Source organism: Elusimicrobiota bacterium (assembly GCA_016182905.1).
Classification (GTDB): Bacteria; Elusimicrobiota; Elusimicrobia; order UBA1565; family UBA9628; genus GWA2-66-18.
Genome location: JACPFR010000050.1, coordinates 42,249 through 68,605 on the forward strand (window position 1 = coordinate 42,249; position 26,357 = coordinate 68,605).

Below are 26,357 nucleotides of genomic sequence, written 5' to 3' on the forward strand. Positions count from 1 at the left end.
TCAGCGGACCTCCTCGGGCACGGTCAGCAGGTGGCCCATCTTCTCGCGCTTCGTGCGCAGGTAGCGGGCGTTGTGCTTGTTCGACGGCAGCTGCAGGTGCACCCGCTCGGTCACCGTCAGGCCGTAGCCCTCGATGCCGACGATCTTGCGCGGGTTGTTCGTGAGGATCCGGATCGAGGTGAGGCCCTGGTCGGCGAGGATCTGGGCGCCGATGCCGTACTCGCGCAGGTCGGGCTTCAGGCCGAGGGCGAGGTTGGCCTGGACCGTGTCGAGGCCCTTGTCCTGGAGCGCGTAGGCCTTGATCTTGTTGATGAGCCCGATGCCGCGGCCCTCCTGGTTGAGGTACACGAGCACCCCCTTCTTCGCGTGCGAGATCTGCTTCAGGGCGGCGTCGAGCTGCAGGCCGCAGTCGCACTTGGCCGAGAACAGGGCGTCGCCGGTCACGCAGGAGGAGTGCACGCGCACGAGCACGTTCCTCGCGCCGCGGACCTCGCCCTTGACCATCGCGAGGTGGACCTTGCCGGTCAGTGCCTCCTCGTAGACGCGGATCACGAAGTCGCCGTATTTGGTGGGCAGCTTCGCGCTGGCGCGGCGCTCGACGAGCCGCTCCTTGCGGCGGCGGTGGTCGATGAGGTCGGCGATCGTGATGATCCTGAGCTTGTGCTTGCGCGCGAACTTCATCAGCTGGGGGGTGCGGGACATGGAGCCGTCGGCGTTGAGGATCTCGCAGATGACGCCCGCGGGCTTCAGGCCGGCGAGGCGGGCGAGGTCGACCGCGGCCTCGGTGTGGCCCGCGCGGACGAGGACGCCCCCCTGCTTGGCCCGAAGCGGGAAGACGTGGCCGGGGCGGCCGAGGTCCTCGGGCTGCGTCTTCGGGTCGATCAGGGCCTTGATGGTGATCGCGCGGTCGCGGGCGGAGATGCCGGTGCTCGTGCCGCGCTTGGCGTCGACCGAGATGGTGAAGGCGGTGTCCTTGCCCGGGACCGAGCTGAGCGAGGCCGAGGGGTCGATCATCGGCTGGAGCTTGAGGGCGTCGAGGCGGGCGGCGGGCAGGGGCACGCAGATCAGGCCGCGGGCGTGCACCGCCATGAAGTTGACGGCGGCGACGCCGCATTTCTCGGCGGCGATGACGATGTCGCCCTCGTTCTCGCGGTTGGGGTCGTCGACGACGACGACCATGCGCCCTTTGCGGATGTCCGCGATCGCGTCCTCGATGCGGTCGAAGCCCTTGGCCGTCCTCATCTCTTGCTCCTCAAAGCGCCTGCGGCCGCCATCGCGTACCGCGCGAGCGGGTCGGCCTCCAGGTTCACCTTCTCGCGCGCCGTCCGGCGGCCGAGGTTCGTGTTCTGGAGGGTGTGCGGCACGAGCATGACCTCGAAAAAGCCGCGCTCGACGGCGGTGACGGTCAGGCTGATCCCGTCGATGGCGATGGAGCCCTTCACGGCCACGAGGCCGCGCAGGACCTTCGGCAGCTCGACGCGCAGGCGCCAGAAGCCCTCGCCCCAGGGCTCGAGCGAAAGGATCTCGCCCGCCGCGTCGACATGGCCCGTCACGAAATGGCCGCCGAGCTCGTCGCCGTGCCGCAGCGCCGGTTCCACGTTGACGGCCTGGCCCGTTCTGAGTGATCCCAGATTCGTTCGTTTCCAGGTGTCCGGTCCGACGTCGAAGCTGTGCTTCCCGTTCCTCGTCTTCACCACGGTCAGGCACACGCCGTTGACCGCGATCGAGGCCCCGAGCTTGGGCTTCGCTATCTTGGCGCTGATCACGAGGCCGTTCGCCGTCCTTTTCTCGATCTTCCCGAGATGGTTGATGATGCCGGTGAACATCAGAGGGTCCCCTCGATGAGCCAGTCGCCGCCGAGCCGGGACACGGCCGGCGTCTTGAGCCGCGGCGCCGTGTTGGGGTCGTCCGACCCTGACAGGAGCTTGGGCGCAAGGAACACGCGCGCCTCGTCCACGAGGCCCGCGCGCAGGAAGGCGGCGTGGACCGTCGGACCGCCCTCGACGAGCAAGGTACCGACGCCGCGGGCGGCCAGGTCGTGGAGCACGAGGCCGAGGTCGACGTGCCCGCTCTTGTCGCGGTAGGTGAAAGTGGGTACGGAGCCGTCGAACACCCGCGAGGCCCGGGAGAGGCGGCGGCGGCCGGCGAGCACGACCCGCAGCGGGTCGGGGCCGGCGCCGTGAGCGGTCAAGGCGGGATCATCGGCGGCCACCGTGCCGGCGCCGACGAGGATCGCGTCGAGCTCGGCGCGCATGCGATGGACGGCCGCGCGGGCCGGCCTGCCGGTCACCCAGCGCGACTCGCCGTTGGCCGCGGCGGCTTTCCCGTCCAGGGACAGCGCCGTCTTCAGGATGACCCACGGGCGGCCGCGGCGCATGCGCGAGTAGAAGCCGCGGTTGAGCGCTTCGGCCTCGTCCTGGAATCCGGGGAGCCGGAGGGCCTTCGCCCCGGCGCGGCGCAGGACGGCGAGGCCCCGGCCGGCGACCTCGGGGTTCGGATCGAGGGACCCGCAGACGACGCGCGCGATCCCGGCGGCGGCCAAGGTCTCGGCGCAGGACGGGGTCTTCTTGCCCGGGAAATGGGCGCAGGGCTCCATCGTGACGTAGGCGGTCGCCCCGGCGGCGCGCTTCCCGGCGCGAGCCAGCGCGTTCGGCTCGGCGTGCGGCTTGCCGAAGCCGAGGTGTGCGCCTTCGGCGACGACGCGGCCGCCCTTGACGAGGACGCAGCCGACGCGCGGGTTCGGGCTCGTCGCCCGGGGGTGGACGCGGCGCGCGAGCGCGAAGGCGCGGGCCAGGAGCTCGCGGTCGAGCGCCGCGCTCAAGCGGTCACCACCGACTTCGGGATGGACTTGTCGGCGTTCGCGGCGAAGAAGTCGGGGATGCCGTCGAGGCGCACGGTCCCGCTGATGATCAGCTCGGTCTTGACCTTGCCCTCGGAGAGCAGCCGGACGGCCTCCTTGAAGTGCTTCGGCGTATGATGGAAGACCCCGTGCAAAGTGATCTGTTTATAGTGCAGGCGGTGCACGTCGAGCGGCACCGTCGCGCCGTGCGCGCAGCCTCCGAACAGGCAGACCTTGCCGCCGTCCCGCACCAAGGCGACGGCCTGGAGGTAGGTGTCGGGCGTGCCGACGGCCTCGAAGACGTGGTCGGGGCCGCGTCCGTCGGCCCAGGCCAGCACCTTGCCCTCGACCGAGCCGTCGAGGACGCTGAACGTCGCGTCGGCGCCGGCGGCGGCCGCGGCGGCCAGCGGCGGCTTCGAGCGGCCGACGACCCCGACGATCGCGCCGCGCGCGCGCAGGGCGTGGACGAGGAACAGGCACATGGGGCCCGCGCCGATCACGAGGGCGGTCTCGCCCTCGCGCACGCCGTGGACCTCCGCGGCGTGGATCGCGCAGGAGAAGGGCTCGGCTAGCGCCCCGATCTCGAAGGCGACCGAGGGCTTGAGCGCGTGGAGGTTCTGGCTGACGATGTGCGCGGGCACGAGGTCGTACTCCGCGTACGCGCCGTTGTGCAGCTTGAGGCTGCGGCAGAGGTGGTTCTGGCCGTTTCGGCACCAGAAGCAGTCGTCCATCGGCGCGGAGTTGGCGACGACGACGCGGTCTCCTTCCTTCGCCGTCTTGACGCCTTTGCCGAGCGCCGCCACCGTTCCGGCCAGCTCGTGGCCGAAGCGGGACGGGTAGTCGCCGAGCAGGACGCGATGGCCCTGGCGGTAGGCCTTGAAGTCGGTGCCGCAGGTGAGCGCCGCGCCGAGCTTGACGACGACTTCTCCAATACCAGGGGCGGGCATGGGGACTTCCTCGAGCCGGATGTCGCGGGGGCCGTGGTAGATGACGGCCTTCATCGAGGCACCAGGATCGATTTGAGGGTCTGCCGGGACTTCACGGCCTTGATCGCGTCGTTGAACGAGGAGAAGGGGAAAGACATGGGCGCCAACAGCAACGGATTGAATTGCTTGGACGCGATGAGATCGAACGACTCTTTCAGATCGGAAAGGGAGGGGGAATACGAAGAGAGAACGGATAATTCACGATGATAGACCTGATTGAGATCCAGTTTCATGAATGGATCGGGATGGAACGACGCGAAGACGTTCAGGATGCCGCCGTCGCGCAGCCAGGCGACGCAGCGCGCGACGAGGGCGGGCGTGCCGGCGGAGAAGATGATGGCGTCGAACCCGCGGCCGTCGCTGAGGTCCTTGCCGAACTGCGCGAACTCGTCCGCGTTCATCGTCGCCTTCCCCCACCGGGAGAACTTCTTCACGCGGTCGGCGTCGAGGTCGAGCCCGACGGCGGTCGCCCCGAAAATTTTCAGCAGCTGACCCGTCATCTGGCCGATGGCGCCTAGGCCGATGATCCCGATGACGTCGCCTTTCCGGGCTCCGATCCTCTTGACGTTCCTCAGCACGCACGCGAGCGGCTCGGTCTGCGACGCCGAGATCGCGCCCAGGCCCTCGGGGACCTTGAACGCCGCGTGCTTGGCGTGGAGGGCCGGGATGCGGACGAACTCGGCGAAGCCGCCCGGGTCGATGTTCGTCGACTTGAACTGGCGGCACATGCTCTCCTGACCCTTGCGGCAGTAATGGCACGTCAGGCAGGGGACGTGGTGGGAGACGACGACGCGCTCGCCGGGGAGGAAGGGGGAGGCGGGGCCCGCCTTTTCGACGAGCCCGCACAGCTCGTGGCCCAGGATCGCGCCCTTGGCCTTCGTGTCGAGCTTCATCACGTCGGTGCCGCACAGGCCGCAGACCTCGACGGCCAGAAGGAATTCTCCGTCCCCGATCGAGGGGACCGGGACTTCGGTCAGTGCGGCGTGGCCGTCGCGGGCCAGGATGGCCTTCATAAAGAGCTGAGCCAATGATAGAATATCCGCCGCCCGTGCGACAATTGCTGATTCTGCTGTTCCTGGCGGCTCCCGCCGCCGCGCGCAAGACCTCGGTCACCCCGGAGATGGACAAGCTTCTGATGGCCGGCGTGGACGACATCTACATGATGCGCTTCGCCCAGGCCGAGGCGGACATGGCCCAGGCGATCGCCCTCGACCCGGCTTACCCGCACGCCTATTTCGGCCGCGCGGCGATCGACCTCATCACCTTCATCTACGGCGAGAAACAGGGGGACCCGGCCCTGCTGAAGTCCTTCGAGGCCAAGGCCCTCGACAGCATCAGGAAGGCGGAAGCCTATTTGAAGGCGCATCCGAACGATCCCGACGCGCTGTTCATCCTCGGCGCGTCCCACGGGATGTTCGGCCGCCTGGCCATCGTGCAGCGCCGCTGGCTGCAGGCCTTCGGCCACGGCCGCGCGTCGATGAAGTTCGTGCGCCGCGCCGTCAAGCTCGAGCCCGAGCTCTACGACGCGATCCTCGGCCTGGGCATGTTCGACTACTACGTCGCGACGATCCCCAAGTTCGCGGGCTGGCTCGCGAAGATCGTCCTCGGCGGCGACCGCGAGCGGGGCCTCAAGCAGATCCGGCTCGCGGCCGAGAAGGGCCGCTACGCGAAGGTCACCGCGCAGATGATCCTCGTCGAGATCTACCTCGAGGACCCGTTCGGCGCGTACGATCCAAAGGAGGGCCTGCGCCTCATGCGCGAGGTCCATGCCCAGTATCCCGGCAGCGCGATGCTCGACACCGCCTATATCTCGGCGCTGTACGAATGCAAGGAGCTGCCCGAGGCCGTCCGCGAGGCGCGCGAGTACCAGGCGCGCGTGAAGTCGGGCCGGTACCCCGTCATGAACCTGGCCGGGAGCCACGCGCTGCTCGGCACCTTGCTGTGGGCCTCGGGCGAGAAGGACGCGGCGCTCGCCGAGTTCGTCGCCGGCGCCGAGGCGCGCGCCGTGCGCACGAAGTGGATGGTGTGGAGCCGCGTGCGCGCGGGCCAGCTGCTCGACGCGCTCGGCCGCCGCACCGAGGCGCTCGCGGCTTACCAGTCCGCATACAAGGAAAAGGACGAGTGGGGCTACCGCGCCCTGATCAAGCCCTGCCTCAAGGCGCCCTGCGTCGGGGAGAAATACCCCGGCCACTTCTCCCCTTACTAGGGTGGTGTCAGGCATTCCGGTATTTTCACTTTCCTCCATCAGATCCCATGAAAAGTGAAAATACCGGAATGCCTGACACCAAGCTCAACGCCGTATTGATATAATCTGACGATGCCCCCGCCGAAGACCTGGACGATCGACGCCGCCGAATCGCTGTACAACCTCGAAGGTTGGGGCCTCAACTATTTCGGCATCAACGCCAAGGGCAACGTCACGCTCCAGCCCAAGAAGGAGCCCGAGGGGGCGATCGACATCCTCGACGTCGTCAACGACGTCGCCTCGCGCAATATCAAGATGCCCGTCCTGATCCGGTTCCAGGACATCCTCCGCCGCCGCGTCGCCGTCATCAACGAGGCGTTCGCCGACGCGATCAAGGAGCACGGCTACGGCGGCCGCTTCTTCGGCGTGTACCCGATCAAGGTCAACCAGTTCCGCGAGGTCGTCGAGGAGATCAGCGACGCGGGCCGCTCCTGGCAGTACGGCCTCGAGGCGGGCTCGAAGGGCGAGCTGCTGGCGGTCCTCGCCATGAACTCCGGCGACTCCCTGACCATCGTCAACGGCTACAAGGACGAGTCGATGATGCGCCTGGCGATGATCGGCCTCAAGCTCGGCAAGAAGGTCATCGTCGTCGTCGAGAAGCTCTCCGAGCTGCGCCTCCTGCTCGACGCCGCCAAGGACGCGGGCGTGCGGCCGCTGATCGGCATCCGCGTGAAGCTCCAGACCACGGGCGTCGGCAAGTGGCGGTCTTCGTCAGGACACTTTGCGAAATTCGGCTTAACAACGCCCGAGATCCTGGCGGCCGTCGAGACCCTGAAGGCCGAGGGCCTCTCCGACTGCCTCAAGCTCGTCCACTTCCACATCGGCTCCCAGATCTGCGACATCCGCGTGATCAAGGACGCGGTCAAGGAAGGCGCGCGCTACTACACGAAGCTGCGCAAGATGGGCCTCGGCGTCGAGTATCTCGACTGCGGAGGCGGCCTCGGCGTCGACTACGACGGCACGCACACCGCCGTCGAGAGCTCGATGAACTACAACCTGCGCGAGTACGTCGCCGACGTCGTCTACTCGGTGCAGGAGGTCTGCAAGCAGGAGAAGGTGCCCGAGCCGAACCTCGTCACCGAGTCCGGCCGCTCCATGGTCGCCCACCACGCGCTGCTCGTCGTCAACGTGTTCGGCTCGATCGAGACGGGTGCGACGCCCATCGAGTTCCGGGAGACGCCCGACGAGCATCAGGTCGTGCGCGAGCTCCGCGACGCGATCAAGACCCTCAACCCGAAGAACATCGCCGAGAGCTTCCACGACGGTCAGCAGCATCTCGAGGAGTCGTTCACCCTCTTCAAGCTCGGCTACCTCGGCCTCGAGGACAAGGCCAAGGTCGAGCACCTGTACTGGAAGCTCTGCATCGAGATCGGCAAGCTCCTCCCGAAGGCGAAGTTCGTCTCCGAGGACCTGCTCGAGATGCAGAAGTCGCTCTACGACCAGTACCTGTGCAACTTCTCGCTGTTCCAGTCCCTGCCCGACTCCTGGGCCATCGGCCAGCTGTTCCCGATCATGCCGCTGCACCGCCTCAACGAGGAGCCGACGCGGCGCGCGAGTCTCGTCGACATCACCTGCGACTCCGACGGCAAGATCACCAACTTCGCCTGCCACCGCAGCGCCGGCGGGACCTTGCCGGTCCACGCGCTCGACGGCAAGCCCTACTACCTCGGCTTCTTCCTGATGGGCGCCTACCAGGCGACGATGGGCGACATCCACAACCTCTTCGGGCGCGTCAACGAGGTCCACGTCTTCCAGGACCCCGCCGAGGAGAAGGGCTACTACATCGAGGAGACGATCCAGGGCCAGACAGTCCGAGACGTCCTCACCGGCATCCAGTACTCCGACTTCGAGCTCGTGCGCATGATCAAGGAGGCCGCCGACGCGCAGATCAAGTCGGGCGGCCTGAAGCCCCGCGAGGCCGCCGACCTCGTCGACCGCTACGAGGCGGTCCTGTCCGAGTACACCTACGTCGACCACCTGCCCACGGCCGACGAGAACAAGGTCCTGTCGCGCGCCCGCGCGAACGGCTCCGCCAAGCCCCCCGAGACCGTCGTCCAAGGCTCCTGACGCCCCGTTCGTCCCGGGCCGCGTCCTCGTCCCGGTAAAATAAAGTCACCCGCACGTTATGGGGGCGGCGCGTCCTCCCGGATATACTCGACATGAAAGGGAGGACCGCGCCATGAGAAGATCAGCCTTGCTCGCAGCCCTGCTCCTCGCCGCTGCGGCCGCCGTCCCGCCGCGCGCCCGGGCCGCGACGGATGAGGGCGTCGTCGTCGGATCCCGCCCGGGATTGTCGCTCGGCGGACGGGGCGCGTATTTCAAGCCGAAGGACGCGGCCGACGGGAGCTGGAGCGGAGGCGCGCAGGTCCGCCTCCATCTCGGGTCGGCGTTCGCGATCGAGGGCTCCGCGGACGTCCGCCAGGACCGCTTCGGCGAGACGGTCGTGGACATCGTCCCGGTCCAGGCCTCGCTGCTGGCGTACCTCTTTCCCGGCCGGCCGGTCTCGCCGTACATCCTCGGCGGCGCGGGCTGGTACTACACCCACATCAGCGACGTCTCGCCGTTCGGCGACCGCACCGACCACCGCTTCGGGCCCCACGCGGGCGCCGGCCTGCAGGTGTGGTTCAACAGACACTGGTCCATCGACGGTTCCTACCGCTACGTGTGGCTGTCCGCCTACCGGTCGCGGGACGCGTCGCACCCCCTCGGGCGGGAGATCCGCGACCGCGGCTGGATGGCCACGGCCGCCTTGAACTATCACTTGTTCTAGAGGAGGGCGAGACATGTCGCGAGCCATCGTCGGCGCCTGCGTCGTCGCGATCCTGTCGTTCTCGGCGGGACGGGCCGGACCCGTCGCCCGGGCGGGCGGCTGGTCGGACCGGGTCGCGGTCCCCCGGCCCGCGGAGAAGGAGATCGACCGCTGGCCCGCGCGCTCCCGGAGCGCCGCGCGCGTCACGATGGCCCGGTACGGCATGCCCGACGAGGTCGGCGAGGACGCCTTGGTCTGGCGCAACAACGGCCCGTGGAAGAAGACGACCGTCCATCGCCGGGCCTGGCTGCGCTACCTCTTCGGCGCCGAGCCGGACTGCGTCGAGAACGCCGTCGCCTACGACGTGCCGACGCGCAGCCTCGGGGACCTGGAGCTCTTCGACGACAGGATCACCGCGGACCCGGCGGGCGCGGAGCTCTCCTCGCGCGCGGAGAGCGAGGCCGGCAACTACCTGACGCTGAACCTCGCCGACGAGATCATCAACGGAAAGCGCACCGTCGCCGAGGCGAAGGTCTTCCAGGCCCGGATCCTGAGGCTCGCCGACTCCGGGAAGTCGTCGCCCTACCTCGCCGGCCTGCTGTTCGCGCCCGGCCGCGGGGCCCTCAGTCGAGCCAGTCTCTTTCCTTGAGCTTCCTGGGCAGGTAGGTCTTGGTCAGGTACTGGAAGTCCTTGTTGGCCAGCGCGTCGAGCTCGTACTTCAGGCCCGACGTCAGCATGCGCTTGAGCTCGACCTGCCATTCCTTCTTCTGGAACCAGGCGTAGTTCATCAGCTCCTTGGCGCGGCTGACGTCCTTGTCGTTGAGCTTGATGCCGACGTTGCGCGGCAGGTCGTATGACTCCGGGTCGGCCGAGGACAGGCCGATGAACTTCGCGTCGGGGATCGCCATGCGCTGGCTCTCGAACGCCAGGTTGATCGAGCCCTGCTTGACGACGGAGTAGATGTAGTACCCCCATGGGTCGTTGTCGACCAGGACGTACACCGGGAGCTTCTTCTCCTCGTGCAGGCGGCGGGCCAGGCGGCGCACGCCGCGCGGCGGCTGGCCGTTGCCGGTGAGCAGGATGCAGTTGTACTTGCGCCAGAACTTGTCCTCGGCGAGGCGGTTCCACTGCGTTCCCTTCTCGATGAGCAGGACGAAGTCGGCCGTGCACTTCTTGATCTTGAGGTACTCCTCCTCGACGATCGACGGCACGGAGTAGCCGCCCTTGCCGAGCTTGGCGCAGTCCACCTTGTCGCCGTCGTCCTCGAAGACGACCGGGCCGATGATCGTGCCCGCGTTCTCGGCGCGCACGTGGAACTCCTCGCGCAGGGCGGCGAGTCCGACCTCCAAGTCCTCGATGACGGGGTCGGACTCGGCCTGGTCGTCGAAGGTGTTCTCATGAGAGTCGCCCATCGTGTGCTTCGTTCTATAATAGATTTCGCGCAGGCTCGTGGTCAGGTCCGCCTTCTGCAGCTCGTTGAGCGCGTCCGCGACGAGCATCGTCTGCATGAACTTCTTGGCCATGCCGACGTTGAAGAAGGTCCGCATCTGCTTGTTCTTGCCCATCTCGATGAAGCCCTTCTTCTCGTTGAACGTGACGTTCGACAAGGAGCGGACCGGGATCGCGATCGCGGGGTCCTTCCTGCGGGCCGCCGCGTCGATGACGAGATCGGCCAGGCCGACCAGCTTCTTTTCTACCGCCGGATGTCTTTTGGCCATGGTTTATTTCTTCTTCTTCGCCGTCTTCTTGGCTTTAGCCTTCGGCTGGGCCTTGACCTTCTTCGCCGCGCCTCGTGCCTTCGCGCCTTTGTGCTTCGCCGTCTCTTTCTTCGGCTCGGGAGCTGCCTCGGGCGCGGCGTCCGCGGCGGGAGCGGCCTCGGTCACCGAGACGGGGCCCTCGACGGGGACCTCGCCCTCGATGCCTTCCGTCGTGACGATGATCGAGTGCGGCAGGCCGTGCGGCCCCGCGTTCCGGTCGAGCAATTCGTCGGTCTTCTGGCCGCCGGTGATCTTCTTGGCGATCTCGGTGAGCTGCGCCTTGAGCTTCTGCTCCGCGAGCTTGCCGCCCTTGAGGCGCTTGCACGCGCCGACGACCTCCTCGATGTACAGCTCGAAGATGTCGCGCCGCTTGCTCTCGGCGTGCGCGCGCTCGCGGCGCTTGATGAACACGCCCAGGCGTCGGCCGGCCTCGCGCAGCGCGAGCGTGATCTCCTTGCGGATCTCGTCGTAGTCGGCGATGGCCTCCTTGGATTCCGAAGTAAAGGGCACCCACACGGAGGCCATATGAACGAACACGACCATGGGGCCGGCGGGGGGCGCCCCGCGCGACTGCGAGATGCCGTAGTTCTTCCAGGTCGTGTCGAGCACGGCCTTGAAGGTCGAGCACGCCGACTGCTGGTACAGGAGGGGGACGCGGTTGGCGAAGCGCATCACGCGCGCCAGCTCGTTGTCGTCGTCGCCGTGGGTCTCGCCCTCGGCGAGCGGCGCCTTCTGCGCGTTCGCGGCGTCGAGCGCCGCCTGCTCGGGGCCGCGGCCCCAGGCCAGGCCAGCCTCGATGATGAAGGGGTTGCCGCGGTACACCGCCGGCGGACGGCTGACGGCGGTGTAGAAGTCGCCCTTGATCTGCTTGAACAGGCCGGCGAGGATCGCCTTCTCGCCGATCGGCGACAGGCAGTTCGTCGGCGGCGCCATCAGCTTGGTCGCCTGGATGGTCTTGAACAGCTTCTCCGCCTCGGGGCCGACGACGTCTCGGGGGCGTTTCTTGGGGGATATGCCCGCGGCCTTGCAGATCTCGGTCGCGGTCTCGGTCGAGACGCGGGAGAAGTCCGCGGACAGGAAGCCGGCGAGCCAATGGCTCTTCGTGTCCTGGAGCATCTTCAGCAGCATGCCGAGCTCGATGCCGTACGGGTGGGGCTTGATCTCCTTCGGCGGCTCGGGGTTGTGCTGGATCGTGCGCGGGTACACCTTGGTCTCGCCGTCGGGGGCGTGGTAGGTGAACTGGGCGTGCGGGTTGGAGATGGCGGAGAGCTCCATATACTCGTCGACCGAGGCGCGCCCCTTCTGGTACTTGCCCTCGAGCTCGATGGTGACCTGGGTGCCGCGGTGGGCCTCCCACTCGATCTGCTTCTTCTCGAGGATGATCGGCTCGTTCTTCTTCGTGTCGATCTGCACCTCGAAGTAGTGGGCGGGGGACTTCTCGCCGGTGCGCGAGATGATCTTGACGGGCTTGCCCGTGGTGAGCTGGCCGTACATGCCCGCCGCCGAGATGCCGATGCCCTGCTGGCCCCGGCTCATGCGCAGGCGGTGGAACTTGGAGCCGTACAGGAGCTTGGCGAAGATGCGGGGGATCACCTCGCGGACGATGCCGGGGCCGTAGTCGATGATGGTGACCCGGAAGCGCGTCGCCTGGGAGACGGCCGGCGCGGGGCCGCCGTCGGGGTTGACCGCCTCGAGCTTGACGACGATCTCGGGCAGGATGCCGGCCTCCTCCGAGGCGTCGAGGGCGTTGTCGACCGCTTCCTTGACGCAGGTGAGCAGGGCCTTGCGCGGGTTGTCGAAGCCGAGCAGGTGCCGGTTTTTAGTGAAGAATTCCGATACGGAAATCTCTCGCTGCTGCTTGCCCATCTCGTCGGCGGTCTTGCCGGCGGGGCGCGGTTTAACGGCGGGTTTGGTGGTCATCGGGGGGGAATATTAGCAAAAGAGAGGCGCGGGAGCGTCAGAGGGGCAGGCGGCGGCCGGCGCCGCGGCTCAGCGCGCGGCGGTAGACGAGGACGGCGGTCGCCATGTCCTCGAGGGCGAGGCCCAGGTTGATGCTCATCGTGCGCTCGCCGTCCGAGCGGCGGCCCTTCTTGAGCCCCGCGGCGAACTCGCCGAGGTCGGCGTAGGGGCGGGGCGTCTTAAGGAAGTAGCCCGACTCCTTGTAGTAGCCGAACTGGGCGTGGTCGTCGGTCGCCAGGCGGTCGATCTGGCGCAAGGCGGCCGGCGTCCAGTACGAATCGAAGTCCACCGGGCTGGCGAAGGCCCCCGGGGCGAGCCAGCCGGCCTCGATGACGGGGCTGGGCTTCTTCAAGATCGGCCCGCTGGTGACGACGAGGTCGAGGCCGCGAACGGCGTCCTCGGGGCGGGTCACGGGCTCGATGTCGAGGCCGAGGCGCCGCCCCATATCGCGGGCGAAGCGCTTCGCCGTCTCCGGGCGGACGTCGTAGGCCTTCACGCGGCGCAGGCGGTAGACGCAGGACAGCGCTTCCAGATTGCTGCGTCCCTGCACGCCGCAGGCGAGTATGCCCGCGCTCCCGCTGTCCGGCCGCGCGAGGTGCTTGGCCGCGACCGCCGTCGCCGCGCCCGTGCGCTGCGCCGTGATCCAGGTCCCGTCCATCACGCAGACCGGCGCGCCCGTCTGCGGGTCGTTGAGGACGATGAGGCCGTGGATATAAGGGAGGCCCTTCTTCTGGTTCTGCGGGTAGCCGGACACCCACTTGAGGCCGGCCGCGCCCATCGACGGGATGTAGGCCGGCATCGCGTGTATGAAGGCGTCCGGCCGCGGATGTATGCCGGGTTTGGGCGGCATCTCCACGCGGCCGCGCCCCTTCTCCTTGAACATGCGCTCGAGCGCGGCGATGATGCGGGGCATCGACGGCCCGCAGGCTTCGACGTCGCGGCGCGACAGGTAGAGCACGCTTCCCGGCTTCATGGTCTCAGGTGCTGTAGCCGAATTCCTTGAGGGATCGGGGATCCTTGCGCCAGTCCTTGCGCACCTTGATCCAGAGCTCGAGGTTGACCTTGCGCCCGAGGAAGGCCTCGAGCATCGCCTGCGAGCGCTCGGTCAGGCGGCGGAGGTCCTTGCCCGCCTTGCCGATGAGGATGCCCTTCTGGCCGTCGCGCTCGACGTAGAGCGTCGCGAACACGTCGTCGGGCTTGCCTCCCTCGTGCTCGCGGAAGGTCTCCACGACCACGGCGACGGCGTGCGGGATCTCGTCGTGGTACAGGTCGAAGACCTGTTCCCGGACTATCTCGCTCGCGAAGAAGCGCTCCCAGCGGTCGGAGAGCTGGCCCTTCTCGTAGAACGCCTCGCTCTCGGGCAGGCGGGAGATGATCTCGGTCTTCAACTCCTCGACGCCTTGGCCCTTGAGCGCGGAGACGCGGAACACCTTGTCGGGACCGAGGGCGGCGGAATAGGCTTTCTCGATGGCGGCGAGCCGCGTCTCGGCGACGTCGCGGTCGCACTTGTTGATGACGAGGATGATCGACTTGCCGGGGCGGACGTGGAGCTCGCCCAGCTTCTCCGGGTTGGCCTCGACGGCGTCGACCATGTAGACGATGAGGTCCGCGTCCTCGCGGATCGCGCGCGAGGACTCGACGCGCAGGCTCTTCTGCAGGTGGTCGGCGGGCTCGTCGATGAGGCCGGGCGTGTCGAGGAAGCAGGCCTGGAACTCCTCGCCCTCGAGTATGCCGAGGATGCGGTGCCGCGTCGTCTGCGGCTTGTGCGACACGATCGACAGCTTGAACTTGAGCAGCGCGTTCATCAAGGTCGACTTGCCGACGTTGGGGCGTCCGGCGAGCGCGACGAATCCGGCTTTGTGGGGGGTGGCCAAGGCGTTAGTCTAGCAATTGCGCCGGCGGGGCGTGTATGGCCGCCGCTAGCGGGGAACGTACGCGCCGCCGGCGAGGGCCGCGGCCTCGAGGTAGCGGACCGTCGCCAGCGTCTCCTCGTCGCGCGTCAGCTTCTTGAGGCCGATCTTCTTCGCGGTGCCGATGAACACCTCGACGGGGGGGGCCAGGTAGGCGGAGTAAGGCACCCCCCGCATCCCGTGGAAGTCCATCGAGATCGCGCCGAAGTTCCGGATGCGCCCGTCGGCGCGCGCCGCCGCGAGTTCCGGCGCGTCGAGGTCGAAGAGGTTCAGCGCGTAGCCCATGCGCGAGGGGAGGAACAGGATCTCGCCGTTGCTCGCGTCGAGGGGGACGTAGCCGCCGTGCTCGGCGCTCTGGAAGAAGTAGACCTTCTGGTTGCGGTCGGCGTTCATGTCGTAGCGCGCGGCGATGTCGCCCATCGTCGCGCGGATGCCCGCGCCGACGTAGTCCTGGCGGCGGCCGCCGTGGAGGTTGAAGTGGAAGCCGATGTTGGAGACTCCACGCGCCTTCTTGATCCTCTCGATCGCCGCGTCCGCCTCCTTGGAGACGTACTCCTTGAAGGCGGCCTTGCTCATCTTCGCGGCGCGCGCGTCTTCGATCTCCGCGCGCGCGCCCGGGGCGACCTGGCCCCACAGGTCGAGCTTGGCGAACTCGCGGTCGAGGCGCTCGGCCTCGCTGGCCGGGGGAGCCTCTTCGGCCTTCTTGCCTCCGAAGGGATTGGCCATGCTCTTGAGCATGCCGAGGATCTTCGTCTTGAAGGACGGCGCGTTCTTGTCCGCGGGCGCGGCGGCCTTCTCCGGATCCGCGGGCGCGTCCGGCGCCGCGGCGGCGGACAGGACGGGGCGGACGGCGGCGTCACCGCGGGCGGGGCCGTCATCGCTTCGGGCGGCCGCGGCCTTGACGGCGGCGGGCGTCGCCAGAGCGGGCGAGGCGATCGCGGACGCCGCCAGCGGCGCGGGCAGCGCCCCCGGCGTCAGCGCGGACGGCGCGGCGAGCGCCGAGACGGCGGGCGCCTGCGGCGCGGCGAGCGCGCCGTTCAGCCCCGGCGCCGACGTCGCGCCGAGCGCCGGCCCGGTCATCGGGCTCAGCGAGGTCTGCAGCGAGATCCGCGGCACGGCCGCGTCCGCGCCCGCCTCGGCGGACACGGCGACGCCCGCGCGGGCGTCAACGGCGAGGGTCAGCAGCAGCAGCAACGCGTGCATGACCTAGAGCATAAGGGGAGAGGGGGCGTTTCGCCAGGGGTCTATGGGCCTTGGCGCGGGTGGGCCCTTCGTTTTTCCGGAAAATAAGCTTGCTTTGATAAGCGCTATTCACCTTCGGCGCCGAAAGTGAATACCGCTTATTTTTAAAGAATAAATTTTCGCAAAACGAAGGATTTTTAATCGCCTCTCGCGGAACAAAGGGGCCCCTCAGTCGTATAAGAGATATGAACAACCTCTCGGATCTTTCCAATGACGAGCTGATCCGATCCCTCAAGTCTCTGGTCGGCGATGAGCGCGGCGTCGTCGTCGCGGTGCTCAAGCATTTGACGGAGTTCGAGCGCAGACGTTTGGCGGAAAACAAGGCCTTCCCATCCTTGTTCGAGTACTGCGTGCGCGAGCTTCGCTACGCTCAGGGCGAAGCGTTCCGACGCATCCGCGCGGCGCGTGCCGCGGAGAAATTCGAAGTCCTCTACGGCCACATCGAGAGCGGCGAGCTGTCGCTGACGACGGTCGCCATGCTGGAACCGCACCTCAAATGGGACAACTACCGGAAGCTGATCCGGGAGGCGAAGGGATCGAGCACACGGGAGGTCGAGGCTTTGGTCGCGTCGTTGAACCCCGTCGCCGCGGCGCCGGCCGAGCGCATACGGATACTGAGCGTGGCGCCGACGGCCGCGCCCGTGGAGGCGGCCGATGATCTATTCTCGTCGCCGACCGACGCCACGTCAAAAAATGAGATCCAAGCGCCCCCGGCGCCCCCGGCGGCCCCGGTGGAACCGGCGACGCAGGAGATTCCTATGGTGCCGGCGGCCCCGGAGGCTGCACCTTCGATAGCGCCGGCCGCGGAGACCGCGAAAGCTCCGGCGGCCGCGGGTTCACCTTCGCCGCCCCCGCCTCCTCCTCCACCGCAGCCGCCTCTCCGCCGGGTCCATTTTTCATTCACCGGCGACGAGGCCATGCTGAGCGACTTCGAGCGGGCCAAGGAGCTGTCGCGGCACAAGTGGCCGGCGGGGAAGGCGGAGGAGGTGTTCGCGGGGGCGCTCAAGGTCCTTCTGGACAAGATCGATCCGGACAGGCGCCGCCGCCGCCGGGACCGCGCGCGGCGGCTCGCGGCGGGGGCTCGGAGCCGGGACATTCCGCGGGCGGTGAAGGACGAGGTGTGGGACCGCGACGGCGGCCGCTGCGCGTTCCGGTCGGACGCCGGCCGGGTCTGCGGGGCGAGGGCCGGGCTCGAGTTCGACCACGTGCGGCCGTGGGCTTTGGGCGGCGGCTCCGGCGACGCCGCGAACGTACGCCTGCTGTGCCGGACGCACAACGATCTCGAGGCCAGGCGCGCGTTCGGCGGGGCGCTCGTCGACGCGGCCGTCGCCCGTCGGCGGGACGGCTTGCGGAGGGAGGTGAAAATATAAGAAAATGCTGGCGAATTGACCGGATTATACGCCCACATCCCGTTCTGCTCGGTGAAGTGCTTCTACTGCGACTTCGCCGCTTTTTCCGGGCAGGACAAGCTCGCCGACCGCTACCTCGTGGCACTCGAGGCTGAGGCGGCTTTCCACCCCGCCGTCACGCCCGACACGCTGTACGTCGGCGGCGGCACGCCCTCGGAACTGACGGCCGCGCAGATCACCGACCTGTACGCGCGCCTGCGCCGCGCCTATCCCGGCGCGCGCTTCTCCGAGTCCACGTTCGAGGCCAACCCCGAGAGCCTCGACGAGGAGAAGCTCGCCGCGCTCGCGCGCGAGGGCGTGACCCGGCTCTCGATCGGCCTGCAGACCGCCGACGACGCCCTGCTCAAGGCGATCGGCCGCCGTCACACCGCCGCGGACTTCGCGAAGGCGTTCCTCGCCGCGCGCGCCGCCGGCATCCCGGCGCTGTCCGTCGACCTGATGTTCGGCCTGCCCGGCCAGACGCTCGACAGCCTGCGCGCGACGCTCGACTCCGTCCTCGCCCTCGGCCCCGAGCACGTCTCGCTGTACGGCCTGCAGGTCGAGGACCGCACCTTGTTCGCCAAGCGCGGCGTCAAGGAGGACAGCGACCTGTCCCGCGACATGTTCGACCTGTCGATGCGCTCGCTGGCCCGCGCCGGCCTCGAGCAGTACGAGATCTCCAACTACGCCAAGCCCGGTCACCGCTCCGCCCACAACGTCAACTACTGGAAGCGCGGCGAGTACGTCGGCCTCGGCTGCTCGGCGGCGTCCTACTACGACGGCCGCCGCCAGGCCAACGAGTTCCGCCTGCCGTCGTACCTCGAGGCCGTCGAAAGCGGCCGCCGCCCGGTCGCCGAGAACGAGGCCCCGCGCGGCCTCGAGGCCATCGGCGAGGAGGCCTTCCTCGGCCTGCGCCTGACCGAGGGCTTCGTCCCGTCGGAGACGTTGCGCCGGGAGTTCGCCGGCGAGTGGGCCATGCTGAAGTCGCGCGGCCTCGTCAGCGAGGAGGGGCCGCTGTGGCGCCTGTCCCCCGAGGGCGTTTTCCTCGCCAACGACGCTTTCCAGGAATTCGTCCCGCCGTTCGATCGTGAGGAGGCCCCCGTATGAAGACCTTCGTGCTCGACACCAACGTGATTCTTCACGATCCGATGTCCATGTTCTCCTTCGAGGGCTCGCGCGTCGTCCTCCCGCTGACCGTCATCGAGGAGCTCGACACCTTCAAGCGCAACAACGACGAGCGCGGCCGCTCGGCCCGCTTCGTCTCGCGCAAGCTCGACGAGCTGCGCAAGGGCGGCAAGCTGTCGAGCTGGGTCCCGCTCGAGCACGGCGGCAAGCTCAAGGTCGAGATCCAGGTCTCCGACGGCCTGCCGAAGGCGTTCTCCGCGCACACCAAGGACAACGAGATCCTCTCCTGCGCGCTGTACCTGAAGAAGCAGGGCGAGAACATCGTCTTCATCTCCAAGGACATCAACCTCCGAATCAAAGCCGAGTCCTTGGGTCTTGAGACGCAGGACTACGAGAAGGAGAAGGTCGACATCGACGACCTGTACAAGGGCTGGCGCGAGGCCGCCGTCTCCGGCGAGGAGATCGACGCGTTCTACCGCGACAAGCGGGTCCCGGCGACGATCCCGGACCTGATCCCGAACGAGTTCATCATCCTCAAGGCCGAGGGCACCTCGAAGAGCGCGCTCGCGCGCTACGACCAGAAGACGAAGTCCCTCGTGCCGCTCGTGCGCGCCGACTCCGCTCCGTGGGGCATCAAGCCGCTGAACGTCGAGCAGCGCTTCGCGCTCGAGCTGCTGCTCAACCCCGAGATCTCGCTCGTGACCCTCGTCGGCCTCGCCGGCTCGGGCAAGACGATGATCGCGCTGGCCTCCGCGCTCCAGCAGACCCTCGAGGAGAAGCTGTACCGCCGCATCCTCGTCGCCCGCCCCGTCATCGCGGTCGGCCACGACCTCGGCTTCCTGCCCGGCACGAAGGAGGAGAAGCTCACCAACTGGATGGGCGCCATCTACGACAACCTGTCCTACCTCCTCGAGAAGCCCAAGGGGGCGCTCGAGACGACGGACATGGACATCCAGATGCTGATGGAGGAGGGCATCCTCGAGATCGAGGCGGTCACCTACCTGCGCGGCCGCACCTTGCCGGGCCTGCTGATCATCATCGACGACTCCCAGAACCTGACGCCGCACGAGATCAAGACGATCATCTCCCGCGCCGGCCAGGGCGCGAAGATCATCCTCACCGGCGACCCGCACCAGGTCGACAACTACTACCTCGACGCGACGTCGAACGGCCTCACGAACCTCGTGGAGCGCTTCAAGGGCCAGGGGCTGTTCGGCCACGTCACCTTCACCAAGAGCGAGCGCTCCGTGCTCGCCGCGCTGGCCTCGGACCTGCTGTGACGGGGAAGGCCAAGCACGCCGGACCGCGCCGCAAGATCATCATCGTCGACGACGACGTGCTGATCCGCGAGACGGTGCGCCTGGCGCTCGACCACGCCGGCTACTACGTCATCGCCGTCGGCGAGCCCGAGCGGGCCTTGGCCGTCGTGCGGGCCGAGAAGCCGGACCTCGTCATCATGGACCTGTACATGCCCGGCTTCGACGGGCGCGAGCTGATCCGCGCGCTGAAGTCCGACCCGGAGATCGCGAAGACGCCCGTGATCCTGTTCTCCGGCTCGGACGAGGCGATCGACGTCGTCAGCGGCCTGCAGTCGGGCGCCGTCGAGTACCTCGGCAAGCCGATCGACGGCGAGGTCCTGCTCGCGAAGATCAAGCACATCCTGAAGGCCTGACATGCTCGACAAAGCCTACGATCCGAAGCCGGTCGAGGAAGCCCGCCTCGCGTCCTGGGACGCGGCCAAGCTCTCGCACTCCGAGCCGCGCGACGGCGCGCGGCCGTTCACCATCGTCATCCCTCCGCCCAACGTGACCGGGGCGCTGCACATCGGCCACGCGCTCAACAACTCCCTGCAGGACGCCTTCATCCGCCACCACCGCATGCTGGGCCAAGAGTCGTGCTGGGTCCCGGGCTGCGACCACGGCGGCATCGCCACGCAGAACGTGATGGAGAAGCAGCTCAAGGCCGAGAAGGTGGACCGGCACGCCCTCGGGCGCGAGGCGTTCCTCGAGCGGATGCAGGTCTGGACGCGGGACTGCAAGAAAACGATCTTGGGGCAGCTGCATCGTCTCGGGGCCTCGCTGGATTGGCAAAGAGAAGCGTTCACGATGGACGAGGTCCGGGCGAAGGCCGTGTATCACGCCTTTAAAACGCTCTGGGAACGCGGGTTGATCTATCGCGGGGAACGGCTGGTGAACTGGTGCGTCAGGTGTGGAACGGCGCTTTCGGATATAGAAGTCGAGAGAGAAGAACGGAAGGGCGCTCTTTATCACATCCATTATAAAAACGTCGATGGCGGGGACGGCATCATTGTCGCCACGACGCGACCGGTCACGATGTTCGGCGACACCGCAGTCGCGATAAATCCCCAGGATCCTCGCTGGCGGCACATGGTCGGGAAAAAAGTCTTGATCCCTCTCATCGACCGCGAGATACCGATCGTCGAGGACTCGTACGTCGACTTCGAGTTCGGCACCGGCGGCCTCAAGGTCACGCCCGCGCATGATCAGAACGACTGGGAGCTCGGCGAACGGCACCATTTGCCCGCCGTCAAGGCGATCGGACCCGACGGCAAGCTCACCGAGGCGGCCGGCCCGTACGCGGGGCTTTCCCGCGAGAAGGCGCACGACGCCGTCGTCGCGGATCTGGAAGCGAAAGGATATCTGCGCAAGAAGGAAGACCACAAGTCCGCCGTTCAGACCTGTTACCGTTGTTCTTCGGTCATCGAGCCCTTGTTGTCTTTGCAGTGGTTCGTGAAGCAGACCGAGCTGGCCAAGGCGCCGCTCAAGGCGTTGGACGCCGGCGAGTTCAAGATCTACCCCAAGAACTGGGAAAAGCCCTACCGCGATTGGCTGGTGAACATCAAGGATTGGTGCGTGTCGCGCCAGATCTGGTGGGGCCACCGCATCCCCGTCTGGTACAAGGAAGGAGAGAAGCCCGCGGTGTCGATGGGCTCGCCCGGCGCGGGCTGGACCCAGGACCCCGACGTCCTCGACACCTGGTTCTCCTCGGCGCTGTGGCCGCTGGCCGTGTTCGGCTGGCCGGAGCAGACGAAGGACCTCGCCTACTACTACCCGACCTCGACCCTCGTCACCGGCTACGAGATCCTGTACCTGTGGGTCGCCCGCATGCAGATGATGGGCCACGCCTTCCTGGACAAGCCCGCGTTCCCCGACGCCGTCATCCACGGCATCGTGCGCGACAAGAGCGGCAAGAAGATGTCGAAGTCGCTCGGCAACGTCGTCGACCCGCTGCAGATGATGGACAAGTACGGGACCGACGCCCTGCGCTTCGCCCTGATGGTCAACGCCCATCCCGGCAAGGACATCGCGTTCGACGAGCAGACCGTCGTGTCCGCGCGCAACTTCGTCAACAAGCTCTGGAACTCGACGCGCTTCGTCCTGATGAACCTGCCCGAGACGGCGCCCGCCGGCGGCTACAGGCTCGAGAAGCTGTCCCATTGCTGCCTCGAGACCGCCGACGCGTGGATCTTGTCGCGGTACCAGGCGACGCTCGCCAAGGCCCAGGCGTCGCTCGATGCCTACGATCCCGCCGCCGCCGCCGAGGCGCTGTACGTCTTCCTGTGGGACGAGTTCTGCGCCTGGTACATCGAGCTCGCCAAGGGCCGGCTGACCGGCGTCGAGGGCGAGGACAAGGACATCGCCCGGACGATCCTCGTCCAGGTGCTCACGGGGTCGCTGAAGGCGCTGCATCCGCTCATGCCGTTCGTGACCGAGGAGATCTACGCCGCCCTCAAGCCGTACGCGGGCGAGTCGGCGGGATTCGTCCTCGAGGGCGGCTACCATAAGCTCGACTACGACTGGTCGAACCCCGAGGTCGAGAAGGAGATGAGCAAGGTCATGGGCGCGGTGGCCTCGATCCGCTCGCTGCGCTCCCAGCTGAACGTGCCGCCGGGCCTCAAGATCAAGGCCGTCGCCGAGGGCCCGTTCGCCGAGGCCGTCGTCGGCAAGCACCGCGCCTACGCGATGATCTTGGCCCAGCTCGAGAGCGTCGAGGCCGTCAACGGAGGCGGCCGCCCGCCCCAGAGCGCCACCGCGGTCGCCGACGGCGTGACTTTCTTCATTCCTCTCGCCGGCGTCATCGACTTCGCCAAGGAGCGCGAGCGCCTGGCCAAGGACCTCGCCAAGGCCGACGGCGACATCGAGAAATGCGAGGCGAAGCTGCGCAACCTCTCCGCCGCCTCCTCCGCTCCCGCGGAGAAGGTCGCCGAGGCCAAGGAGCAGCGCGACGCCGCGCTCGCCCGCCGCGACCGTCTCAAAGAGACGATCGCCGTTTTGTCGTGAGCGCCGCCGTCGCCCTGGCCGTTCATATCGCGGCCTCCGCCGCGGCGCAGTCGCCGATGTACGGCGCCGCCGCGCCGCCCGCCGCCTCCACGGGGGCCGTGGCCTCCTCGACCGCGGCGGCGGCGTCGTCGAGCTCCACGGCGCCGGCCGACGAGGCCGCCGGGCGCGGGTTCAAGGTCGGAGGAGACGAGCCCAAGCCGAAGCTCTCCCGCCCGATGCACGCGGTGATCCACAAGGACGCCGTCGATTGGGAGCCTCTGGGCCTGCGCGTCGGCGGCGTCCCCGGCGCCGCCGAGAACACGGCCGCCCTGAAGGTGTATAAAGTCAAGGGTCGCCTGAAAGGCGACAACTCGAAGGCCCGCTCCGCGGCGCGCCTGCACAAGGGCAAGAAGGACTCGGTCTGGCTCGTGATCTCCCTCTATCCGAAGTCGCTCGAGCGCCGGCGGACCCACTTCGAGCTGCGCTTCCGGGTCTTCGAGGGCTTCGTCGAGGACGTCGAGGCCGCGGCCGTCACCGTGACCGACCGCCGCCGCCAGAAGTCCGACCGCCTGCTCGACTCGTGGGACCTGCGCGAGCAGGCGATCGAATACGAGTCCGAACGCCCGGGCTCGGGGCAGTACGTCGTGGCCGAGTTGGACCCCCGCCCCGGCTCGTCCGCGCGCAACTCGGGCCGCCTCGAGAAAGCCGAGTTCGCCGACAAGGACCTGGGCTTCGTGAACCTCTCCTGGTCCGTCCGCGGCCTGAAGCCCCTCGGGAAGTGACCGTCGCCGGTCATTGACAGCCCCGGCATACGGGCTTACAATACCTCCATGGCCAAGATATTGGTGTACGACGCGGACGCCCGGTTCGGCGAGTCGTTGAGATCCTTCCTGGCGTCGATCGGCCACGAGCCGGTGCTCGCCTCGGACGGCTACAGCGTCCTGCCCCTGGCGGAGCAGCACCGGCCGAGCCTCTTCATCCTGGACTACAAGCTTCCCGAGGCGGACGGCTTCGAGATCCTCAAGCGCCTGCGCTCCGTCCCGGCGTTCGTCGCGACCCCGGTCATCTTCGCGAGCGCGACGCCCAAGTTCGAGATCGAGATGACGGTGATGGACGCGATCGCCGTCGGCTACGTGGCCAAGCCGCTCGACGGCAAGCAGCTCAAGGAGGCCATCGTGTCGCTTCTCGGCCCGGAGCGGCGCGCCGCGCCGCCGGCCGCCGTCATCCCTCCGCCCGGGGCGGCTCTCGGGGAGCCGCCGGCCGCCCCCGGCTTCACCGGCGAGCCCGACCTCGACGGTTCCCGCCACGACGTCATCGAGCTCGACTAGCTAGCGTTCGACGGCAGGCCAGCCCGCGCTCCGCGCGGCGGCCGCGCAGCGGGGTTTCGGCGCGCGGGGGCCCTCGGCGCTGCCGCACACGAGCCGCAGCCTCTTGCCCGTCACGGACCAGTAGTGGTACTCCTCGCCGTCGAACGCGGCCGGAGCGGGGACCAGCGGCATCGGGGCGCCCGTCTCCGCGACGCGCCCGTCGAGGCCGACGGCGACCCCCTGCGGCGCCAGCATCGGGTAGACGAAATGCCTGCCGCCCGGCGCCAGGCCCACCTTGGGCGGCTGGCCTCCGGGGTGGAGCGACTTGCCGCCGGTGAACGCCATGTGGATCTGGGCGCGCTCGCTGACGGCGGTCATGACGACGTCTTGGAACGCGCGCCCGCGGTCGTCCACGGACACGGTGCAGTCCGCGCAGCGCTTCATCTCGGCGGGCAGGCCGTCGACGATCAAGGTGTCGTAGCCGTGCTCGGAGAGGGCCGCGGCCAGGAACGCGCTGTGGCGGCCGTCGGCGCTGAACGCGGGAGCGGTCGCGGAGTTGTAGGGCCCGAAGGTCGTCTTGTCGATCTCCACGTAGATCAGCCCGTCCGAGCCGGTGTAGAGGCCGCCCGTCCGGCGCAGGTCCCGGCTCGTCGAGGCCGCGCCGTAGGGCTTCCTCTCGACCGGCTTGTGGTTCCGGTACAGCCAGGCCGCGCCTCCGAACTCGACGAAATACAAGGTCTCCTTGTCGGTGAGCGCCACGTGGAACGGGGGCTCCGCGAAGGCGGGCCCCGTCCCGTGCAGCGAGGCGACGACCCAGCCCTTGGGCGTGCGCGCGACCGCGGCCGCGTTGACCCCGCGCGGGCTCAGGTGGAAGCTCTTGATCTCGGCGTACACCGCGCCGGCGCGCCGGCCGTTGACCGCGGGCGCGACCCCGAGGAGGTTCCCGGCCTTGTCCAGGACGCCCGTCGAATGCAGGAGGACGGCGCCGTCGGCGCTCAGCGCGCCGGGGCCCGTGAACTCCCCCTCAGCGCCCTCGGCGCGGGCGCGGCCGTCCACGATCCAACGGTCGCCGTCCGCGTCGGACTCGAGGTAGGCGTAATGGTAGCCGTCCTCGGACCAGATCGTCCCCGGGGGCGGGTCCTTGCCGGCGTCGTACACGGACAGGTCGGCGCGCGCCGGGAGGGCGAGGACGAGCAGCAGCGCGGCCAGGCTCACTTGGCGGCGTGCTCGAGCATGTCGGCCTCGACCTTGTCGAGGAGGTCGTCGCCGATCTCCCAGACCTCGAGGCCCTTCAGGCGCTTGGCGATCTTCTTGGCGAGCGCGTCCGGGATGAACGGCGTCGCCTTGCCGCGCTCGTACTCCTTCTCCTTCTCTCCGTACAGGCCGAGGAAGGTCTTGTCGCGGAACCACGCCTCGCGGTTGGAGGCGGATTCGATCTCCTTCAGCAGCTCGGGGCTCGGGTCGCGCTGCACGAACTCGAAGAAGGTCGCCGTCGGCCGCCCGCCGGGAACCATCCACTCGCCGCTGAACACCTGGATGAGGTCGTCGTGGGAATCCTTCAGGATCGGCGTGATGAAGTTGACGCCGCGCGCGAGGCAGAATTCATGAAAACCGACCAGATCCGGCGTCCTGAGGGCGATATGCTGCCAGTGGCACCCGCCGCCGCGGTTCTTGAGCATCGTGCGCACGTGGGAGCCCTGGCCCTTGGGCTCGGTGGGCTGGACGACGGCGACGACGGTCTGGTTGGGGACCTTGCCGCCCCTCTCGAGGCCGATGCGCGAGGCGAAGGTCATGGACGCGGGCTTGCGCCCGGGCCAGCTCGAGCGCTTCTCGTAGATCAGGTCCTCGCGGGAGACCCCCAGAATGATCCGGAACAGGGCGTAGGTCGTGTTGTAGATGTCGGGCTCCACAAGGAAGGTCATGTGGTCCACGACGAAGTTGTGGAAAGGCTGCTTCTTCATGCGACCTCCGGTCGGGGGAGTTCGAAAGAATCGTTCGTGCGGGAATACCACGCTCCTTCCATGCGGCCTATGGCGTGCAGATCTTGATGCTTTATCCTGCCGTTGTTGTAAATGTCATCGGCGCAGTGAAACACCACCACGCGGCCGATGACAAGGTTCCCGGCCAACGCTCCTTCGCCGATCCGCACGATCTGTTGGAGCTCGCATTCGTAAGACACAGGGCTCTCTTTGACTCGGGGCGGTTTGACTCGGGCGCTCTTAATGGCCGTTATTCCGCACTGCTCAAATTCGTTCACGCCGTAGGCGTAAGGCGCCGATGTCGCGTTCATTTTTAACGCATTGGATTCGTTGACTATGTTGACCGTGAACTGTTTGGTCAGTTCGATGTTGATCAACGTATCTTTCTTTTTCCCGTTCCTATCGTTCACCGGCGCGAAGCAGATGGTCATCGGGTTCGCGCAGATCCCCGTGAAGAACGAGAACGGCGCCAGGTTCGGCTTCCCCTCGGGGGAGACCGTCGCGACCCACGCGATCGGACGCGGGAGGATGGTCGCGATCATCAGCAGGTACCGGTCGCGGACCGCCATCGTCTCGGGGTCGAGCTGCATG

At 67.9% G+C, this 26,357-nt stretch carries 23 protein-coding genes and 1 pseudogene; 11 read left to right on the forward strand and 13 right to left on the reverse strand.

The genetic code is table 11. The features are described 5' to 3' along the window. The 5 genes from HYV14_15050 to HYV14_15070 are packed head-to-tail and all read right to left on the reverse strand — an operon-like array spanning window position 1 to window position 4,838. A complete protein-coding gene (locus HYV14_15050) occupies window positions 1-1,242 on the reverse strand; it encodes a bifunctional 3,4-dihydroxy-2-butanone-4-phosphate synthase/GTP cyclohydrolase II (protein ID MBI2387309.1) in 1,242 nt (413 codons plus the stop codon). Further along, complete coding sequence (locus HYV14_15055; GenBank protein MBI2387310.1) at window positions 1,239-1,826, reverse strand: riboflavin synthase; 588 nt, start codon at window positions 1,824-1,826, stop codon at window positions 1,239-1,241. Before HYV14_15055 ends, HYV14_15050 begins: the two co-directional genes overlap by 4 nt. Then, window positions 1,826-2,821, reverse strand: coding sequence for a bifunctional diaminohydroxyphosphoribosylaminopyrimidine deaminase/5-amino-6-(5-phosphoribosylamino)uracil reductase RibD (gene ribD / locus HYV14_15060; protein ID MBI2387311.1), 996 nt, complete (start codon window positions 2,819-2,821; stop codon window positions 1,826-1,828). Before ribD ends, HYV14_15055 begins: the two co-directional genes overlap by 1 nt. Next, window positions 2,818-3,840 (reverse strand): alcohol dehydrogenase catalytic domain-containing protein, encoded by a 1,023-nt coding sequence (locus HYV14_15065; protein ID MBI2387312.1) that lies wholly within the window; start codon window positions 3,838-3,840, stop codon window positions 2,818-2,820. The genes ribD and HYV14_15065 overlap by 4 nt, the downstream gene beginning before the upstream one ends. Further along, entirely contained in the window at window positions 3,837-4,838 is a 1,002-nt protein-coding gene (locus tag HYV14_15070) for an alcohol dehydrogenase catalytic domain-containing protein (GenBank protein ID MBI2387313.1), read from the reverse strand. The genes HYV14_15065 and HYV14_15070 overlap by 4 nt, the downstream gene beginning before the upstream one ends. Before the next feature lie 35 nt (window positions 4,839-4,873). On the opposite strand from HYV14_15070, the gene HYV14_15075 reads away from it, so the two are divergent. The 4 genes from HYV14_15075 to HYV14_15090 all read left to right on the forward strand — a co-directional run bounded on the left by HYV14_15075 (window position 4,874) and on the right by HYV14_15090 (window position 9,468). Further along, complete coding sequence (locus HYV14_15075) at window positions 4,874-6,031, forward strand: hypothetical protein (GenBank protein MBI2387314.1); 1,158 nt, start codon at window positions 4,874-4,876, stop codon at window positions 6,029-6,031. A gap of 111 nt (window positions 6,032-6,142) precedes the next feature. Beyond that, the gene (speA, locus tag HYV14_15080) at window positions 6,143-8,137 is read left to right on the forward strand and encodes a biosynthetic arginine decarboxylase (protein MBI2387315.1); all 1,995 of its coding nucleotides are present in this window, start codon (window positions 6,143-6,145) and stop codon (window positions 8,135-8,137) included. A 112-nt stretch (window positions 8,138-8,249) separates the two neighbouring features. Continuing rightward, window positions 8,250-8,840, forward strand: a complete 591-nt coding sequence (locus HYV14_15085; GenBank protein MBI2387316.1) for a porin family protein — start codon at window positions 8,250-8,252, stop codon at window positions 8,838-8,840. 13 nt (window positions 8,841-8,853) lie between these two features. After that, a complete protein-coding gene (locus HYV14_15090) occupies window positions 8,854-9,468 on the forward strand; it encodes a hypothetical protein (protein ID MBI2387317.1) in 615 nt (204 codons plus the stop codon). Here HYV14_15090 and HYV14_15095 read toward each other — a convergent pair. The 5 genes and pseudogenes from HYV14_15095 to HYV14_15115 form a co-directional block, all read right to left on the reverse strand. After that, entirely contained in the window at window positions 9,443-10,537 is a 1,095-nt protein-coding gene (locus HYV14_15095; GenBank protein ID MBI2387318.1) for a DNA topoisomerase IV subunit A, read from the reverse strand. The two genes, HYV14_15090 and HYV14_15095, sit on opposite strands and share 26 nt — an antisense overlap. Window positions 10,538-10,726: 189 nt before the next feature. After that, window positions 10,727-12,496, reverse strand: a pseudogene (locus HYV14_15100) (DNA topoisomerase VI subunit B). 37 nt (window positions 12,497-12,533) lie between these two features. Beyond that, a complete protein-coding gene (locus HYV14_15105) occupies window positions 12,534-13,508 on the reverse strand; it encodes an ornithine cyclodeaminase family protein (protein ID MBI2387319.1) in 975 nt (324 codons plus the stop codon). 4 nt (window positions 13,509-13,512) lie between these two features. Beyond that, window positions 13,513-14,409, reverse strand: a complete 897-nt coding sequence (gene era / locus HYV14_15110; GenBank protein ID MBI2387320.1) for a GTPase Era — start codon at window positions 14,407-14,409, stop codon at window positions 13,513-13,515. Between the two features lie 45 nt (window positions 14,410-14,454). Then, on the reverse strand, window positions 14,455-15,648 hold the full coding sequence (locus tag HYV14_15115) for a hypothetical protein (GenBank protein ID MBI2387321.1): 1,194 nt from the start codon (window positions 15,646-15,648) through the stop codon (window positions 14,455-14,457). Window positions 15,649-15,872: 224 nt separating this feature from the next. Between HYV14_15115 and HYV14_15120 the strand changes: the two genes are divergently transcribed. The 7 genes from HYV14_15120 to HYV14_15150 are packed head-to-tail and all read left to right on the forward strand — an operon-like array spanning window position 15,873 to window position 23,808. After that, on the forward strand, window positions 15,873-17,057 hold the full coding sequence (locus HYV14_15120; GenBank protein MBI2387322.1) for an HNH endonuclease: 1,185 nt from the start codon (window positions 15,873-15,875) through the stop codon (window positions 17,055-17,057). A gap of 15 nt (window positions 17,058-17,072) precedes the next feature. Continuing rightward, on the forward strand, window positions 17,073-18,182 hold the full coding sequence (gene hemW / locus HYV14_15125; protein ID MBI2387323.1) for a radical SAM family heme chaperone HemW: 1,110 nt from the start codon (window positions 17,073-17,075) through the stop codon (window positions 18,180-18,182). Then, window positions 18,179-19,480 (forward strand): PhoH family protein, encoded by a 1,302-nt coding sequence (locus tag HYV14_15130; GenBank protein MBI2387324.1) that lies wholly within the window; start codon window positions 18,179-18,181, stop codon window positions 19,478-19,480. Before hemW ends, HYV14_15130 begins: the two co-directional genes overlap by 4 nt. After that, a complete protein-coding gene (locus HYV14_15135; protein MBI2387325.1) occupies window positions 19,477-19,872 on the forward strand; it encodes a response regulator transcription factor in 396 nt (131 codons plus the stop codon). Before HYV14_15130 ends, HYV14_15135 begins: the two co-directional genes overlap by 4 nt. A gap of 1 nt (window position 19,873) precedes the next feature. Then, window positions 19,874-22,501, forward strand: a complete 2,628-nt coding sequence (locus tag HYV14_15140; GenBank protein MBI2387326.1) for a valine--tRNA ligase — start codon at window positions 19,874-19,876, stop codon at window positions 22,499-22,501. After that, window positions 22,498-23,262, forward strand: coding sequence for a hypothetical protein (locus tag HYV14_15145; GenBank protein ID MBI2387327.1), 765 nt, complete (start codon window positions 22,498-22,500; stop codon window positions 23,260-23,262). Before HYV14_15140 ends, HYV14_15145 begins: the two co-directional genes overlap by 4 nt. Window positions 23,263-23,310: 48 nt before the next feature. Continuing rightward, on the forward strand, window positions 23,311-23,808 hold the full coding sequence (locus HYV14_15150; protein ID MBI2387328.1) for a response regulator transcription factor: 498 nt from the start codon (window positions 23,311-23,313) through the stop codon (window positions 23,806-23,808). Here the strand turns inward: HYV14_15150 and HYV14_15155 are convergent, their stop codons facing one another. From HYV14_15155 to HYV14_15165, 3 genes are read right to left on the reverse strand one after another with little or no spacing between them, the layout of a single operon-like run. After that, window positions 23,809-25,002 (reverse strand): hypothetical protein, encoded by a 1,194-nt coding sequence (locus tag HYV14_15155; GenBank protein ID MBI2387329.1) that lies wholly within the window; start codon window positions 25,000-25,002, stop codon window positions 23,809-23,811. Beyond that, on the reverse strand, window positions 24,999-25,748 hold the full coding sequence (locus HYV14_15160; protein ID MBI2387330.1) for a hypothetical protein: 750 nt from the start codon (window positions 25,746-25,748) through the stop codon (window positions 24,999-25,001). The genes HYV14_15155 and HYV14_15160 overlap by 4 nt, the downstream gene beginning before the upstream one ends. Then, window positions 25,745-26,356, reverse strand: coding sequence for a flavin reductase family protein (locus HYV14_15165; protein ID MBI2387331.1), 612 nt, complete (start codon window positions 26,354-26,356; stop codon window positions 25,745-25,747). Before HYV14_15165 ends, HYV14_15160 begins: the two co-directional genes overlap by 4 nt. Window position 26,357 lies beyond the last annotated feature (1 nt).

Bases quoted from the DNA above. Each gene is read 5' to 3' on its own strand.
- HYV14_15050 (MBI2387309.1), bottom strand. From the start codon at position 1,242: ATGAGGACGGCCAAGGGCTTCGACCGCATCGAGGACGCGATCGCGGAC.
- HYV14_15165 (MBI2387331.1), bottom strand. From the start codon at position 26,356: ATGCAGCTCGACCCCGAGACGATGGCGGTCCGCGACCGGTACCTGCTG.
- HYV14_15115 (MBI2387321.1), bottom strand. From the start codon at position 15,648: ATGCACGCGTTGCTGCTGCTGCTGACCCTCGCCGTTGACGCCCGCGCG.
- HYV14_15055 (MBI2387310.1), bottom strand. From the start codon at position 1,826: ATGTTCACCGGCATCATCAACCATCTCGGGAAGATCGAGAAAAGGACG.
- HYV14_15150 (MBI2387328.1), top strand. From the start codon at position 23,311: ATGGCCAAGATATTGGTGTACGACGCGGACGCCCGGTTCGGCGAGTCG.
- HYV14_15130 (MBI2387324.1), top strand. From the start codon at position 18,179: ATGAAGACCTTCGTGCTCGACACCAACGTGATTCTTCACGATCCGATG.
- HYV14_15105 (MBI2387319.1), bottom strand. From the start codon at position 13,508: ATGAAGCCGGGAAGCGTGCTCTACCTGTCGCGCCGCGACGTCGAAGCC.
- HYV14_15065 (MBI2387312.1), bottom strand. From the start codon at position 3,840: ATGAAGGCCGTCATCTACCACGGCCCCCGCGACATCCGGCTCGAGGAA.
- HYV14_15140 (MBI2387326.1), top strand. From the start codon at position 19,874: ATGCTCGACAAAGCCTACGATCCGAAGCCGGTCGAGGAAGCCCGCCTC.
- HYV14_15120 (MBI2387322.1), top strand. From the start codon at position 15,873: ATGAACAACCTCTCGGATCTTTCCAATGACGAGCTGATCCGATCCCTC.
- HYV14_15095 (MBI2387318.1), bottom strand. From the start codon at position 10,537: ATGGCCAAAAGACATCCGGCGGTAGAAAAGAAGCTGGTCGGCCTGGCC.
- HYV14_15160 (MBI2387330.1), bottom strand. From the start codon at position 25,748: ATGAAGAAGCAGCCTTTCCACAACTTCGTCGTGGACCACATGACCTTC.
- speA (MBI2387315.1), top strand. From the start codon at position 6,143: ATGCCCCCGCCGAAGACCTGGACGATCGACGCCGCCGAATCGCTGTAC.
- HYV14_15085 (MBI2387316.1), top strand. From the start codon at position 8,250: ATGAGAAGATCAGCCTTGCTCGCAGCCCTGCTCCTCGCCGCTGCGGCC.
- HYV14_15070 (MBI2387313.1), bottom strand. From the start codon at position 4,838: ATGAAGGCCATCCTGGCCCGCGACGGCCACGCCGCACTGACCGAAGTC.
- HYV14_15090 (MBI2387317.1), top strand. From the start codon at position 8,854: ATGTCGCGAGCCATCGTCGGCGCCTGCGTCGTCGCGATCCTGTCGTTC.